This window comes from Flavobacterium sp. 9AF, from assembly GCF_902506265.1.
GTDB lineage: Bacteria > Bacteroidota > Bacteroidia > Flavobacteriales > Flavobacteriaceae > Flavobacterium.
Genome location: NZ_LR733556.1, coordinates 1,982,635 through 1,999,582 on the forward strand (window position 1 = coordinate 1,982,635; position 16,948 = coordinate 1,999,582).

The 16,948-nt window shown below is 29.2% G+C and carries 10 protein-coding genes and 1 tRNA gene; 4 read left to right on the top strand and 7 right to left on the bottom strand.

Annotation, left to right across the window (positions count from 1 at the left end; genetic code table 11):
- Positions 1-294: 294 nt before the first annotated feature.
- Positions 295-365 (bottom strand) — tRNA-Cys (locus HALO113_RS09030).
- Between the two features lie 100 nt (positions 366-465).
- Positions 466-822 carry a dihydroneopterin aldolase gene (gene folB, locus HALO113_RS09035; RefSeq protein ID WP_159779587.1) on the bottom strand — a complete coding sequence of 119 codons (357 nt, stop codon included), beginning with the start codon at positions 820-822 and terminating at the stop codon, positions 466-468.
- 132 nt (positions 823-954) lie between these two features.
- On the opposite strand from folB, the gene HALO113_RS09040 reads away from it, so the two are divergent.
- Positions 955-2,637 (top strand): glutamine--tRNA ligase/YqeY domain fusion protein, encoded by a 1,683-nt coding sequence (locus HALO113_RS09040; protein WP_159778715.1) that lies wholly within the window; start codon positions 955-957, stop codon positions 2,635-2,637.
- Between the two features lie 334 nt (positions 2,638-2,971).
- Here the strand turns inward: HALO113_RS09040 and HALO113_RS09045 are convergent, their stop codons facing one another.
- A complete protein-coding gene (locus HALO113_RS09045) occupies positions 2,972-3,949 on the bottom strand; it encodes an SPFH domain-containing protein (RefSeq protein ID WP_159778716.1) in 978 nt (325 codons plus the stop codon).
- Positions 3,950-4,048: 99 nt separating this feature from the next.
- Here HALO113_RS09045 and HALO113_RS09050 point away from each other — a divergent pair, with 99 nt between their 5' ends.
- Together HALO113_RS09050 and HALO113_RS09055 are read left to right on the top strand one after the other, a co-directional pair.
- Positions 4,049-4,699 (top strand): PorT family protein, encoded by a 651-nt coding sequence (locus tag HALO113_RS09050; protein ID WP_159778717.1) that lies wholly within the window; start codon positions 4,049-4,051, stop codon positions 4,697-4,699.
- A 72-nt stretch (positions 4,700-4,771) separates the two neighbouring features.
- Positions 4,772-5,263, top strand: coding sequence for a hypothetical protein (locus HALO113_RS09055; RefSeq protein WP_159778718.1), 492 nt, complete (start codon positions 4,772-4,774; stop codon positions 5,261-5,263).
- Positions 5,264-5,296: 33 nt separating this feature from the next.
- On the opposite strand, the gene gltX is transcribed toward HALO113_RS09055, so the two are convergent.
- The gene (gltX, locus tag HALO113_RS09060) at positions 5,297-6,814 is read right to left on the bottom strand and encodes a glutamate--tRNA ligase (RefSeq protein WP_159778719.1); all 1,518 of its coding nucleotides are present in this window, start codon (positions 6,812-6,814) and stop codon (positions 5,297-5,299) included.
- 162 nt (positions 6,815-6,976) lie between these two features.
- Here gltX and HALO113_RS09065 point away from each other — a divergent pair, with 162 nt between their 5' ends.
- Positions 6,977-10,327, top strand: a complete 3,351-nt coding sequence (locus HALO113_RS09065; protein ID WP_159778720.1) for a DUF4175 family protein — start codon at positions 6,977-6,979, stop codon at positions 10,325-10,327.
- An 88-nt stretch (positions 10,328-10,415) separates the two neighbouring features.
- On the opposite strand, the gene HALO113_RS09070 is transcribed toward HALO113_RS09065, so the two are convergent.
- Genes HALO113_RS09070 through HALO113_RS09080 form a run of 3 tightly spaced genes read right to left on the bottom strand, consistent with a single transcriptional unit; the run spans position 10,416 to position 16,944 of the window.
- Positions 10,416-10,778, bottom strand: coding sequence for a hypothetical protein (locus HALO113_RS09070; protein ID WP_159778721.1), 363 nt, complete (start codon positions 10,776-10,778; stop codon positions 10,416-10,418).
- Positions 10,779-10,785: 7 nt separating this feature from the next.
- Positions 10,786-13,347, bottom strand: a complete 2,562-nt coding sequence (locus HALO113_RS09075; protein WP_159778722.1) for a hypothetical protein — start codon at positions 13,345-13,347, stop codon at positions 10,786-10,788.
- 60 nt (positions 13,348-13,407) lie between these two features.
- Positions 13,408-16,944: a hypothetical protein gene (locus HALO113_RS09080; RefSeq protein WP_159778723.1), complete on the bottom strand. Its 3,537-nt coding sequence runs from the start codon at positions 16,942-16,944 to the stop codon at positions 13,408-13,410.
- Positions 16,945-16,948 lie beyond the last annotated feature (4 nt).

The window sequence follows — 16,948 nt, forward strand, 5'->3', positions numbered from 1 at the left end:
ATATAATAATTTATCCAAATGGCGAATATATTTTAAAGAAAGGAGAATATCGTAGAGAAATGATAATTTGGTTTGTAAAGAACTATCAAAAAAACTTTCTTTTTAAGGAATGAATTATATTTATTTTTAATGTTATGACTGTTTTTTTACTTATTTTTTAAAATATAACTATAACAAATTCCTTATTTCTAGTAACTCTTCCAAAGGCATCGTCCAAATTCGAATATAATATTACTTAATTTTTTCTAAAAAATAACTAAAAAAAAAACCTCCAAGTAAACTTGAAGGTTTTTGAGGCATCGTCCGGATTCGAACCGGAGTAGACGGTTTTGCAGACCGGTGCCTAGCCGCTCGGCCACGACGCCTTTTGTTAGGAGTGCAAATATAACTATAAAAATTTCAATATTCAAAAAACAAAATCCAATAATTTCTTACTTTGATGCTATTTTCCTGTTTTTTAAAGAATTATCTTTTTTGTTTCATTACTATAGTTACTGCTTCTACATCACCTCCAATTGGTGGATTAAGTTTAGAAACTGCTACTTTTACTTTTGTAACTGTTTGTATTTCAATTAATATTCTATCAATAATTCGTTGAGCTACATGTTCTAAGAGTTTGGCTCGAATCGACATTTCTTCAATTACAATTCGATTTAAATCTACATAATCTACTGTATCATGTAATTCATCCGTTTGTGCTGATTTCTTTAAGTTAGTTTTAATTTTCAAATCTACTTTATAATCACTACCAATTTTTCCTTCTTCTAATAAACAGCCATGATATGAATAGGTGCGTATATTTTGTAAAATAATAATTCCCATAATTTTTGGTTTCAAGTTTGAGGTTTTTTTGGTTTCAAGTTGTTTTCTTTATTCAAAGTTACATAAAACCTGAAACTTTTAAACTTGAAACTTGAAACATTTTCTATCTTTGTCAAAACATTGAAAATTATTATGTCAACGGAAGAAAAATCATTAAATTTTATTGAACAAATTATTGAAGAAGATTTAAAAAATGGTCTCCCTCAAGATAAATTACGTTTTCGTTTTCCACCAGAACCAAATGGCTATTTGCATGTGGGTCATGCTAGTGCTATTTGTTTGAATTTTGGTTTAGGAATTGATTATAAAGCACCTGTTAACCTTCGTTTTGACGATACCAATCCTTCAAAAGAAGAACAGGAATTTGTAGATGCAATTAAAAGAGATGTTGAATGGCTTGGTTATCAATGGGATAAAGAATGTTATGCATCGGATTATTTCCAACAATTATATGATTGGGCAGTAGAGTTAATTAAAAAAGATAAAGCGTATGTTGATAGCCAAACTTCAGAAGAAATGGCTATTCAAAAAGGTACTCCTACGACTTCTGGTACTGATTCTCCTTATAGAAATCGTTCAATAGAAGAAAATTTAGATTTATTTGAACGTATGAAGCAAGGTGAATTTGAAAAAGGAACGCACGTTTTAAGAGCTAAAATTTCGATGAATGCGAATAATATGTTGATGCGTGATCCTATTATTTATAGAATTATGCATGCACATCATCATAGAACGGGTAATGATTGGTGTATCTACCCAATGTATGATTGGGCACATGGTGAAAGCGATTATTTAGAACAAGTATCACATTCTTTCTGTACCTTAGAGTTTTTACCTCATAGAGAGCTTTACGATTGGTTTTTAAACCAGATTTATGATGCATCTAAGGTAAGACCTAAACAAAGAGAATTTGCACGTAGAAATCTATCGCATACAGTTGTTTCTAAAAGAAAATTATTGCAATTAGTTACAGAAGGTCACGTTACAGGTTGGGATGATCCTCGTATGAGTACCATTTCGGGAATGAGAAGAAGAGGAATTACGGCTACTGCTATTCGTAATTTTGCGAAAACAATTGGTATTGCCAAAAGAGAAAATTTAATAGATGTTTCTTTGTTAGATTTCTGTGTGAGAGAAGATTTAAATAAAGTGGCACCACGTGTAATGGCAGTTTTAGATCCTGTTAAATTGGTAATTACCAATTATCCAGAAGGAAAAGAAGAATGGTTAGAAGCTGAAAATAATCCAGAAGAAGAAGTAATGACATATAGAAAAGTACCTTTTTCCAAAGAATTATATATTGAGAGAGAAGATTTTCAAGAAGAAGCACATAAAAAATTCTTTAGATTATCTTTAGGTACAGAAGTGCGTTTGAAAAATGCGTATATCATTAAAGGAGAATCAGTTGTAAAAGATGCTGATGGGAATATTACTGAAATTCATTGTACTTATGATGTTGATTCTAAATCAGGAAGTGGTTCAGAAGCTAGTAAAAGAAAAGTAAAAGGTACAATACATTGGGTATCTATTCCACATGCAATTCAAGCGGAAATTAGAGTGTATGATCGTTTATTTACGCATGAAAATCCAGATGGAAATAAAGAAGTTGATTTTAAAGAATATATAAATCCAAATTCTTTAGAGGTTATCACAGGTTATTTAGAACCAAGTTTAGAAACGGCTAAAGAATTAGAACATTTTCAATTCCAACGTTTGGGTTATTTTTGTGTGGATAAAGATTCTTCAACCGAAAAATTAGTTTTTAATAAAACAGTAGGCTTAAGAGACACTTGGGCAAAAGTAAGTGTACAATAATTTTTCTAATAATAAATTTTATTAAAAAAGCTAGTTCATCAACTAGCTTTTTTTATTTATATATAATATCAATATTTTTTTTAAAAATTATAGATTTTATTAATTATAAATTTAACTTATAAATTAATAAAAAATAATAGATTTTATATTAATAAATCGGCTTTTATATTTTTAATTTAAGACATTTTTAAATTTTAGTAATATGATTTTATAGTACGCCATCTAAAAATTGCTATAATCGCTTTATTTTGTTTTTTTGTTATTTTAGACATTATATTTTAAAATAAGTAGCAAAAAAAAGACTACTTGATAAAGTAGTCTTTAAAAATTAAATTTATTCTTTAGAATCATCTTCTTCTGTACCTCCAAAAATATCTTTTTTACCAGAATCTTTTCTTTTGGTACTATTTGCTTTTTTCATGGCTTCCCCTACTTGATTACTTGCTGTAAAACTAGCCACCATATTATTTAACATTTCACTTCCTGCTTGTGGCGAATTTGGTAACAAAATCAAATTACTATTGGTATCTGCTCCAATGGCTTGTAAAGTATCATAATGTTGGGTAACAACAATTAATGCCGATGCTTCTTGTGAATTGATACCTACTCTATTCAACACGTCAACAGATTCTACTAATCCACGAGCAATTTCTCTTCTTTGATCGGCAATACCTTGACCTTGTAATCTTTTACTTTCTGCTTCTGCTTTCGCTTTGGCTACAATTCTAATTCTTCCCGCTTCAGCTTCATATTCAGCTGCGGTTTTTTCGCGATCTGCAGCATTAATTCTATTCATCGCATTTTTAACTTGAATGTCTGGATCAATATCGGTAATTAAAGTATTGATAATATCATATCCATAAGTAGACATCGCTTCATTCAACTCTCTTTTTACAGCAATAGCAATATCATCTTTTCTTTCAAATACATCATCCAATTTTAACTTTGGCACTTCAGCACGTACAACGTCAAAAACATAAGAAGTAATTTGATCGTGCGGATATTCTAATTTATAAAAAGCTTCATATACTTTTTCTTGTATAACTTTAAATTGAACTGAAACTTTTAATTTTACGAATACGTTGTCTTTGGTTTTTGTTTCAATAATAACGTCCAATTGTTGAATACGAAGATTTACTCTTCCAGCAATACGATCAAAAATTGGGATTTTAAGTTGTAACCCAGAATTTCTTATGCTATTAAAGCGACCAAAACGTTCTACAATTACAGCAGTTTGTTGTTTAACTGTAAAAAATGAACTTAATAGAACAAATAATCCTAGTACGATTACAACGATTAAAAAAATTGGCATAATGGTTTATTTAATTGGTTTATAGTTATTATACGCTTTTTATCGAAAAAAGTTACATCTTTTATTTTATAACCTTATTTTTATCAAAAAATTTATAACATGAAAAAAATAATCTGCTTATTAACTATTTTTATTTCACTTTCTGCAACGGCTCAATACGGCAAAAGAGATAGTAATCGTATTGGTCTTTCAGGTGGTATTACGCAAATGAGTTTATTTTCCGATCAATTTAATGCAAAGCCAGAATTAGGTTGGACCGCTGGTTTTTCCCTAAGAGGTAATTATTATAATGATTGGCAAATGGCTTTCGGTATGCATTTTACGGAGAGCAACTTTTCATTAGAGCCATTAGTAGGTCAAGATGATATTAAATACAAATTATCTGGTGTTCAGGTTTTTTTAACTGGAAGTTATATGGTTATTGAACACCATTTAAGCTTAGAAATTGGTCCTGTTCTACAAGTAAATGGTAAATTAAGTATTGATGAAAAAGACAAATTAAAATTACTTAAAGACAGTCCTTTGTTAACAGCAAATGATATTGTTGACGTTACTAAAATTAATGGAAACATTTATGCTGGTATTACAGCTGGTATCGAAAATGTGCGTTTGCATGTTGCTTACCAATATGGTATCAATAATTTTATGAATAATTTGAATAAAAAAGACGATTTAAAAACGCTCAATGGCAATCAAAAATTTAAAGCCAATTATGGTATTTTAAGCGGAATGATTACGATTTATTTATAGTTTTAAAAAATTTTTAATAAATAATTTAAAGCCAAATGTATTACATTTGGCTTTTTTTAATTTATACAATTTATGAAACAGATCTTATATTTATTTTTTTGTTGTTTGTTTCTTCAATCTTGTTTTGTTGGAAAAGCGATTGAAGTCCCCAAATTGAAAGAAAAATTTTCAGAAGAAAATAATGCTATTCCACCTGATTTTGGCAAAGATGATACTATTTTATTAGTAATGCTGAGAGGAAGAAAAAGTTATGATAAATATGTATTGAAGGCTGTACAAAATAATTATTTTGGTAAATATATTTTTGTTGAAGCTAAAGATTTTTATGCTGGAACTTATGCAGATAGAGAAGTTTATAAATATATTTTTGATTATACTGACGGTAGTACTTCAACAGCATTGTATAGTGATGGTATGCAATCATCTGTAACTGCAAAAAGATTTTATGTTAAGGATCGTTTAAATGAAAAAATGTACCAAAGTGGTGCAGAATCAGCTTATTTTGCTAAGGCACTTGAAGCTTATTTTATCAACCTAGAAGAAAAAAGAAAAAGTTTTAACTAATAAAAAACCCAGCTAAATGCTGGGTTTTTCGTTTTATAAAGTATCAATTGCTTTTTTTATCCTCTGAATCGTTTCTTCTTTTCCAATCATTTCAATAATATCGAATAAATGTGGTCCTTTTAAAGCACCTACTACGCTTAATCGTAAAGGTTGCATTACTTTCCCCATTCCAATTTCATTTGTTGTCATCCATTCTTTTAAAATCGTTTCAATAGTTACTGAAGTAAAATCTGTAATTTTTTCCAATTCTTCAATCACTTTTAGCATTAAAACTGTGGTTTCTTCTTTCCAATTTTTAGTTGCCTTTTCATCATAGGTACTTGGAGCTTCAAAAAAGTAATCTGATAAATCATATAATTCAGTTACAAAATGTGCTCTGTCTTTAACTAAGGAAACAATTTTTGTCAATTTTTCTTTTGTCATACCGAACGGAGTCGAAATATTTTTCTTTGCTAATTCCTTTTCAAACATAACAGCTAGTTCCGTATCCTCTTTCTTTTGTAAATATTGATGATTGAACCACTTATTTTTATCGGGATCAAATTTCGCTCCTGCTTTGTGAATTCTTTTCAAATCAAACTTTTCAACCAATTCTTCTAAAGAAAAAATTTCCTGTTCAGTGCCATCATTCCATCCTAAAAGTGCTAAAAAGTTAATCACAGCTTCTGGAAAAAAGCCATTTTCTCTGTAACCCATACATGTTCCTTCTGAAGTTTTCCACTCTAATGGAAATACAGGAAATCCCATTTTATCTCCATCTCTTTTCGATAATTTTCCGTTACCAACAGGTTTTAAAATTAGTGGTAAATGAGCAAATTCTGGTGCTTCCCAACCAAAGGCTTGATATAATAAATAATGTAAAGGAACACTTGGTAACCATTCTTCACCACGAATAACATGTGAAGTTTCCATCAGATGATCATCTACAATATTTGCTAAATGATACGTTGGCATACCATCACTTTTAAACAATACTTTATCATCTAATAAATTAGTATCAAACTTAACTTTTCCTCGAATAATATCTTCTATTTCTAATATTTGATTAACAGGTGTTTTAAAACGAATTACAAAATGTTCACCATTTGCAATTCTTTCTTCTATTTTTTCTTGGCTTAAATTAAGCGAAGTATCTAATTTTTCTCTTACAGTATGATTATAGGTAAATGTATTTTTACTTGCTTCTGCTTCTTTTCTGAGTTCATCTAATTTTTCAGGTGTATCAAAAGCATAGTAAGCCCAACCATTTTTTACTAAGGTATCTGCATATTGTTTATAGATTGATTTTCTCTCACTCTGTCTATATGGACCAAATTTTTCATTTTTTCCTATCGTTTCATCTGGGGCAATTCCTAACCATTCTAATGCTTCAAAAATATATGCTTCAGCTTCCGATACAAATCTTGTTTGATCAGTATCTTCAATTCGTATATAGAATGTACCACTATGTTTTTTAGCAAATAAATAATTAAACAAAGCAGTTCTTACACCACCAATGTGTAATGGTCCTGTTGGGCTTGGAGCAAATCTTACTCTAACGGGTTTAGACATATTTAAGTATTTTCTTTTATTTAAAATCTTTAGCAAAGATACAATTATATACCATGACTAGAAATTATTTAGATTTTCATGTATTTATATTCTTAACTTTTTTTTATCTCTTTCATATTCAATAAAATTGTACTTTTATGGGTTAAAAGCTAATGTTTGTTTATGGAAAACAAGTCAATAATATATCAGAAATTAGAAGCATTTATAAAGAAGTACTATTGGAATGAATTAATTAAAGGAACTATACTTTTTATAGGTTTTGGACTTTTATATTTCATTTTTACTTTTTTAATTGAATATTTTCTATGGTTATCTACCAATGGAAGGACATTTTTATTTTGGTTATTTATTCTTGTTGAAGTTTTTTTATTGTTTCGATTCATTTTATTTCCATTATTCAAATTAACAAAACTAAATAATGGTATAAGTTATGACTATGCTTCTAGAATAATAGGAAACCATTTTGTAGAGGTAAAAGATTCATTATTAAATTTTCTTCAACTGTCTTCTCAAAACAATACATCTGAATTGCTTTTAGCTTCTATTGAGCAAAAGGCAAATAAACTACAACCCATTCCATTTGTAAATGCAATTTCTTATTCTAAAAACAAAAAGTTTTTACCCTATGCTTTGATTCCTTGTCTATTATTATTGATCTTTTTCATTTCTGGTAATTCTAATATTATAACTTCTAGTTTTAATAGAGTAGTTCATTACCAAACACATTACTCTCCTCCTGCCCCATTTCAATTTGTAATTGAAAACTCAAATTTTACCGTTGAACAAAATAGAGATTTTACTTTAGTAGTAAGAACTATTGGTAAAGTAAAACCGGAAAATGTTTCTATAATTATCGGTAATGAAACCTACTTTTTAGAAGAGCATGGTGCCGGAAAATTTATTTATACTCTAAAGAATATCGTTTCTAATACTTCTTTTTATATTGAATCCAATGGAATAGCTACAGAAGAATTTACAATTAAAGTGATAGATGTACCTGCGATTTCTAGTTTTAGAATGATATTAAATTATCCTAGTTATGTTAACAAAAGTCCAGAAATTATTGATGGTTCAGGTAATGCTATAGTTCCAGAAGGTACCATAATCAATTGGCAAATTAACGCTTTAAATACATCAAATATAGATTTCATATTTGGTACTAAAAAAAATCCTTTTCTTAAAAAGGATAACCTTTATACTTATCGTTCTAAAGTAAATAATTCTTTAGATTATGCTATAGTGACGTCAAATTCTGCTTTTGGGGATTATGATAAATTAAATTATAGCATTTCAATTATTAAAGATCAATATCCTCAAATTAGTGTTCAATTAGCTCCTGACAGTTTAAAAACTGAAAAGAATTTGTTAGTTGGTCAAGTTTCAGATGACTATGGTTTATACCGTTTAGATTTGGTTTACTATAAAAAAAATCAACCAAACCTTTTACTAAAAAAAACACTTTCTATTAATCATTCCACTGTAGATCGTTTTCTGTATTCTTTCCCAGATGGTTTAGTCATAGAGAGCGGTTTTGACTATGAGTATTATTTTGAAGTTTATGACAATGATTTAAATAACAACCATAAATCTTCTAAGTCTAGTGTTTTTAAACATTATGAACTTACTGCTATGGAGCAAAATGAATCACTTTTAAAAGAGCAAAATGAGAACATAAATAGTCTAGAAAAATCTTTACAAAATCAAGATAAGCAGATGAATGAGTTGGATAAACTGCAAAAAGTGAATAAGCAAAAAGATAATTTAGACTTTAAAGATCAGAAAAAAATAGAAGATTTTATTAATCGTCAAAAAAAGCAAGACGAAATGATGAAAGATTTTACAAAAAAATTATCTGAAAATTTAGAAGAATTTAATCCTGAGAAAGTCGATGAAAAAAAAGAAGAGTTAATTAGAAGACTTGAAGAAACAGAAAAGCAATCTAAAGAAAATGAAAAACTTTTACAAGAATTAGAAGAGCTTTCAAAAAAATTAGAAAAAGATAAATTGTTTGATAAAGCAGATAAGTTAAAGCAAAATAGCAAGACACAATCTAAGAATTTAGAACAATTGGTAGAATTAACCAAGCGTTTTTATGTTGAGAAAAAAACAGAACAAATAGCACAAAAACTAAACGAATTGGGTGATAAAGAAGAAAAATTAGCTGAAAGTAAAGATAATAATTTAGACAAACAAAATAAATTAACCCAGCAATTTGAAGATATTAAGAAAGAACTAAATGAACTAGAGAAAGAAAATAATGATTTAAAATCCCCACTAGATATTCCAAATGATAAAAATGAACAGCAAGATATTCAAAATGATTTAAATAAAGCAGAAGATAATTTACAAAAAAATGACAGTAAAAACGCTGGAAAAAACCAAAAGAATGCTGGTTCTAAAATGAAACAAATGGGTAAACAAATGGCTATGTCTATGCAAGGAAGCGAAAGTGAGCAAATGGAGGAAGATGCAAAACTATTAAGACAAATTTTAGATAACCTTCTCTCCTTCTCTTTTGATGAAGAATCTTTATTAAAGCAAAGCAAAAAAGTTGAAATTAAATCCATTCAATTTAATAAAATTTTAAAAGAACAGCAAGATTTAAAAAATCAATTCAAGCATATAGATGATAGTTTGTTTGCTGTTTCTTTACGTAATCCAAAAATCACGGAAACTATCTTAAATGAAGTAGGCGAGATACATTATAATCTTGATAAATCACTAGAATTATTAGCTGATAACAATATTTACAAAGGTACTTCTCATCAACAATATATTTTGACTAGTGCAAATAAGTTGGCTGATTTCTTAAGTAATGTAAGAGATCAAATGCAAATGCAGATGCAATCTAGTGGTTCAGGTCAACCCAAAAAAGGTAAAGGACAAGGTATGCAATTACCGGATATTATTCAGCAACAAGGAAACCTAGGAGAAAAAATGAAGGAAGGAATGAAATCAGGTGAAAAAGAAGGCAATAAATCGGGTGAAAATAAAAATGGAAAAGAAGGAGAAAATGCAGGTGATAAAAATGGAAAAGGAGAAAAAGGAAACAAATCAGGTAGTAATCAAAACAATGAAGCTGAAGGTGATAATGGAACAGAAGGGAATACTGGAAAAGTTTTAGAAATTATCAAAGAGCAACAAAAGCTACGGGATGCTTTACAGAAGGCTTTAGAAAAAGAAGGAATGTCTGGATTGGGACAAAATGCTCTTCAACAAATGAAAGACATAGAAAAACAATTAATCAATAAAGGTTTTAAAAACGAAACCTTAAATAAAATGCTTAATTTAAAACATGAGTTATTAAAACTTGAGAATGCTATACAGCAACAAGGAGAAGATAATAAGAGAAAATCTAACACTAATAAAAACAATTATACTGGAACTGAAAAAGAATTATCTAAAGAATTGAAAGATTATTTAAATAGTATTGAGATATTAAATAGACAAAGTTTACCTTTGCAGCAAAATTATAATCAAAAAGTACAAGAATATTTTAAAAACAATGATTAGTTTTAATTACGAAACCGATTTTATTTTAGAAAACGAAGAACTATATATTAATTGGATAAGCAAAGTTGTTTCATCAGAAAACAAATATTTAGGTGAAATAAGTTATATATAATCTATTCTCTGTATTAACTATTTTTTTGTATAATTTAAAATAAGCAAATAATTCAGAAAATTGAACATCAGTTGTAGAAACTTTATCTATTAAATTTTGTAAAGTTTCTGTTGAAAGATTTTGATTAAAATTAAAATTATCTTTTAACCAATACTTTAAAAAAGTAGAATATATATTTTTAAATTTATTTACTTCTAAATTAAAATTTTCATTTGTATAAAATAAATTATGAAGCTTTAAATCTGCTTCTTTTAAAAAAGATAAGAAATCACTGAATTTAATATCAAATTCACTATAAACAGTTATGTTTTTATTGTCTAATGTATACAACTTTTTCATGTTTTTATTATTTAAATTTTAATTCAATCCAATAAATATCAGCAGGTTTATTATTCCCTAAATCTAAGATGTCCCAATCATCAAACGATACTCTTTTAAATCCTAAATTATTTGCAATTTTTCCAGTAGGTGTCTCAAAAGCAGCTTTATCTAAACTTAAATTTCTATCTATGAAATTTTTTTTAAATTCGCTTAAATTAATTGAAATACCATTTTCATATTTTGAATGGCTTAACCACCTAGCTTGAATCCCATTAATATCAATTTTTTTATTTTTAAAAAAAGCTATGCTTTCATTTATTATTTGAGTGCCAAATCCTTTCTTTTGAAAATTTTTTGGAATATTTATATCAAAAGCGATAAAACCATTTTTTGTAATATTAGCTGACCCAATTTCTTTTCCTTCAAAAAAATAAGATAAACCTTTTCTAAAATCATATTTACAAGCTAATTTTAATTTCTTGGTTATATTAGTCAATTGATTTAATTCATCTAAATACTTTTCAGCCACATCATCGCCCATTCCTTTTAGCTTATCAGCTATAGCTTCCACTTCTTTTTTTGTGCCTCTAAAAATTTCTTTACCATCTTTTATCAGTGCATAAACATCATCACTTACTTTTACAGGAATGCCTGTAAATAAAGCTGGACTTTTAGGAACTTCTCTAATTTCAACACCAAATTTTTGAAAGGTATCTCTAACCGCTTTTGGGAAAGTAGCTAAAAAGTCTTTCGCTCTAGCAAAAACATTTTCAATGAACTTAAAGAAATCATCTAATAACGGTTTTAGGTTTTTAGATTTTTGTCTTATGAAAGCAAATATAGCAATAAAATTATCTACTATAAAAGCCTTTCCGTTTTTTGCTACTTTGCTAAATGTTGCTATAATTCCTTTAAAAAGATCGGCAAAACTTTTTCCAAGTTGTTCTATGGCTTCAACTACGGTACTTACTCCACCAGTGGCTAAAATTTCTAAAACCATTTCAATAATTATACCAATGATATAGCCCAAATAATACCCTATTTTATCTATCGTTATGAGTTTGTTGTCATCGGTAAGCCAATTTAAAAGGTGAGAAGGTAATGTTAAACTAAATAACAAACATTTTTTAAAAAAATCAAAAATAGCAGTTAGGTTTTCTTTACTGAATAAATTGATAGAAGCTTCGAGCTGGTTTTCAAGCATTTCAAAGAACAAACTTAAATAAGTGATGCTGTTTTTTGAAACTTCTCTTCCCGTTTCTCTTAAAGCTATTAAGCCTTTGCAAATAAGAGCTATTAGATCAAATATTCCCTTTACCGCTTCTACCAGTCCGTTGATTAGACCTACTATGTAAGCATTGTATAGTACAAAAGCATCTTCTACTATTTCTAGTCCTTTTCCTAATGGGTTTTTTAGAAACTTTTTAGCATTGGCTAAAGCCTCTAAAACTAAATTTATAATTTTTTTAAAGGCTTTTTCTTTGGTAAAACTTTCCTTTGCATTTCCTTTTTGGTTCTCTTTTACTTTATTTTTCAACAGCTTTTCCAATTCATCAATATGAGCAATGGCTAATGCATTGAGTTTGCTTGTACTCAATTCATTGTTTTCATTACTTTTTATTTGGGCTTGCTTTATAAGACTTAATCCAGGTAAAAACAAATCGGGGTTTTCTGTAACAGTTCCATCTTCATTATAATATTTCCACCTTTTATCATCAATTTTAAGTAGATTTATTCCTTTTGCAAATTCTTCAGCTACTAGTTGTAAAGCTTCAAGAGTTAAATCTGTTCCAAAACTGGTTACTTTATCAAAAAAGCCTAAGAAAATATCTTTTACTAGATACACTTTTTCGCTTTTATCTTCAATATGCTCTTTTAAAATTTCTTCAAAAGAATCGGAACCAATGTCTGTATTATAAATCTTCACTATTTTGCTCAAGTCCTTATAAGGAAACATACCTAAACTGGTAATATTACTTCCTGTTTTTACTCGCACTACAGAACCAAAAGTATTTACTCCTTCTTTTTTCTCTATAAAAAGCACAATTTCATTTTCATATACAGTATCAATGGATTGATAGGCTCTTTCCATTTGTGCACCATCTGCTGAAACAAATAATACCACAGCCATTTTTTTGTCTTTTAAAATGGTATTTAAAGTAGGTTTAGCTGGTTTTGTTTTTTTGTTTTTTCCAAAAAGTATTTGTTCTTCAGCATTTAATATAATACCCGTAATATCTATAGGCAATTGTATAAAATAGTGATTGTTTATTTGATACACATCCGTTAAGACGCCATTTTCATAGTATGAAAATTGTATATTGGAAATTACTTTTTCTATATCAGTTATTCCAGAATCTTTTATGTAATCAAATTCTGTTTGGCTCATAATCAAACCGTCTTTCTTTAATTCCAACTGATTTTCAATCTCAATTTCCATAAATACATAATCTTCTTGCGGTATGTTTTGATTTGTTTCCGTATCTTTTACAACATTGATTTCATCATTAAAAACAAAGATGTTTGTTTCGGTATCTTTTAAAGAATAGCCACCATACAGTTGCAGCCCATATTCTATTGCTCTCATTATACATTCGTTTAAAAACCCCAACGAATGGTTGGGGTTTGAGATTAGTATTTCATTGTTTTAGACATCAGCTGGTTCTGGTGCTGGTTGTGGTTCATCTGCTGGTTCTGTATCGCCTATTGCGGCATTGGTTTGCACAATAGGATTCATATCAGAATCAAATAACAAATGATCTCCACAATCTGAATTGCATGGTAATCCTTGTACATTTAAACCAATACTTCCCGCTTGAATGAGCGTTAAAGAAGTAGGCACTCTACTTTCCCAAGTTTCTTCTACTTCCCCTTCAGGGTTGCGTAACTCCTCGATAATTGAGACAAATAATTCGTCATCCATAGTAGGTACTTGTCCGCCATTCCATATTTGACCTGTTGCCATATACCAGTTAACAACCTCTTCAAAACCAGGTCTTACTGTTAAAATAACGCGAGCCATACCACTTTGTAAGAAGGCTTTAAATGTAGGATCATCAATATCATTAATATTATATAGATCTTTCCATTTGTCTTTTTTAGCCCAATAGAAAGGATAGAAATAATAACTCATTAGATTCCATTCAAAAGCTTGTTCAAAGAATTTTACTTTAGCGACATAGGTTTCTAAAGCGGGAGAATTATAATTTACTCTCATGCTTTGAAGATTTGTTCCTGTTAACAAAGAATCTTTACCTAAAGCTTCATGACTAATTAAATACTCGATACAGTTTTTACGCAACACCATGTTTTCAATTTGACGATAAAAACCTGGATTAGTTCTTACTTTTTCTTTTTGTTCCAATTTCAAGTTAGCCAATTGTTCGTTATAAACGTTTAGTTTTTCTTCATAGGCTTTAATAATTGCATTAAAAGTTTTTAGCCTCCATTTTTCTTTTGCTTCATCTGTCAATTCACAAGTAACACTAGCGTTAATATTACCATGAAAATGGTTTGCCATAGTAAATGAAACAGGAACTTCGTTTTTATATCCTAATAATACAAAAGAAATATTTTTTTGAAGGCTACTTGTTGCTGTCATTACATTATTGAAATTTCCAACAGAAACCATCATTCCAGAATAAACTTTACTATCGTTGTCACTTGAACTATTGTAAATTAAATTCCCATTAACAGATTCATATCCTTCAGGTATAATAATCTTTTCTTTTCCAGCAGCTCCTTCATGGAAACCAATACTGCTTCCATCATGTGTAGCGGAAATTGACACTCCAACAGTAATGCTGTTTTTTGGTTTTTCAGGTATTTCAACATTGTATTTTTCTACCCATTTTTTATACCTGCTTTCAAAGGTATCATCTATATTTAAGCTTTTTAAACTATCAAAACCAACCCTTGGATCGATGGGTGGAGTAAGTAATAAATCATATTCCATTTTATCTTGGGTAGCTAATGTATGAAACGCTGCTGGTTCAGGAATCATAAATTCATACATCAATCGCTTGCCGTAGTTTACTACCTTATTCTTATAGACTTTATCAACCCATCGATATACTCCAGAAACATGATTATCTCCTTTTCTATTGTCGAAACCGTGTGTGTTTTCCTCTGAAAATTCTTCAATGATTTTTGAAACACGTTCTTCTTTTACCTTTTTTACTACTCGATCTAAAGCTCTTTCTGTAATTTCTTTGGCATGAGTTACCGCTTGAGAATTTGATTCTTCAGTTGTAGTATTGGTAGCAAAATCAGCACCTACGCTTAATGAAAAGCCATTATAATTAAAACCTGCGTTAACAAAACTACCCTGATGAGTGTCTTCAGCCAAAAGAGAACTTACTTCTTGGTTCATTTCAAAACGATCCGTGGAAGTAGTATCTGTCAATTTTTCAATTTCTTGTTCATTACTAGTCGTTGTTGTGTCTTCTGTTTTTCTTAAACGTCGGGTCGTTTTTTCTTTATATTCACGAGCCATAACATTTTCGATGTGAGAAACTTCACCTGGCACATAACAACATACTTCCTGTTCTACTTTTCTGTAATCGGCTACTCCTAATCTACTAATTCCAAAACCTGTAGGAATATAATCCACTACATTTCCAGTATTACCATTACCAATATCAATACTATCATCTAATAACTCAATTTCAAAAGTGCCTTTTCCTTTTACATTATAACTTCCAATACTATTAAGACCTGGTGTACTTGTTTTAATTTGACCAGAAAAGACAACTTTGTTTCCATTGGTTAAAACAAATTCACCAGAAATCGTAACTTCTTCTTGCTGAGTAATCGTAAATCCTTCCGTAAAAATAGTAACCGCTAATTTTCCATTAACTATATTACTTTCAAATGTTTCTCCATATAATGAAGTGGAAGGTATAACTTTTCCTCCACCAATATTATAAGAAGCCGAAACAACATCGGAAACATGAGGTATTTGGTTAAATAAAATTTGCAACGACATCGTTGGATTATAACCCAAGCCTAAGCCTGTTACCGAAAAGGAATTAGGTGAATCTGTATTAATAGAAGAAACAGGAATCATTACCCCATTTGTACTTACTAATGATTGATTAAGATCGCTATTCGTAAAAATGGTATTTGTTAGGGAAGTTATTTCCGAATTAATAAACGAACTAATCTCGTCAAAAGTTTCAAAATTATGCACTGAAACTAAACTTTCAACTAATGATGCTGTTTCTTGGGTAACACTATTTGAAATTGTCGTCATGTTTAACTCATCCAAATTAGTAAACTCAAAAGACGGTAAAACTAAGTTTACATATTCTGTAACTGTCTTTTCTTGATTCGTTTGCGGATCAATATATGTTTTTTGAATTTTTTCAGCATTATCATAAGCAGATTGTACCTCTTCTTGATAGTCTTGGTGGGCTAAATTATATGCTTTTTGATTCTCTTTTAGGTATTTTGCTTTAACCGTTTTTAATTCGTCGGCAACTTTTTTAAGCCTTTCAATTTTTTGATTGCTTACTATTGAGTCTACTTCTTTATCTAAGCTCTTTGTTGTAATAGGTAACTCAGATAAGGTTTGTCTTTTTAATTGATCTTTAGTCAAAACTCCTTCTTTTTGAAAAAGTTCTTTAGGCATAATAACTCTAGCCTGAGCCAATTTTTTTAATGATTCTAAATCATCTACAGCTATAAAAGGATAGTTTTTAAGAAAGAAATTAGCCACTAAAATAGATAAAATAGTATCTCTAATATAACTTGATTTAGATTGCACCATCTGATAAAATAAATTATCCCACAGAACAACCAACGTTTCTTGGTCTAACCCATTTAATAAACTTTCACTTTCAGTAATTTTAGCTTTTATTTCAGCTATTGTAAAACGATTTCTATTTTTGGTTAACCAGATCGAAAAATTATACATTTCTTGTGATACCAAATCGTTTTCAACCAATTCTTCTTTTTTTACTAAAGCAAAATCTTCAAAGTTAGCACTAGCGTTTTTCAGAACATTTCTTTTCCCGTCGATGGTTCTTTGTGATTCTGAAAGAAAGACACTATTATAATTTTCAGTAATTTCAACCATTTCAGGATGCTTTACAAAAAATTTATTTACAGTATCCTTTTCTAAGGACTCAGGAGCTCTCATGGTTACAAAACGAAAGAGCGTGTTTTTAATTTGTGTACTCATTTTT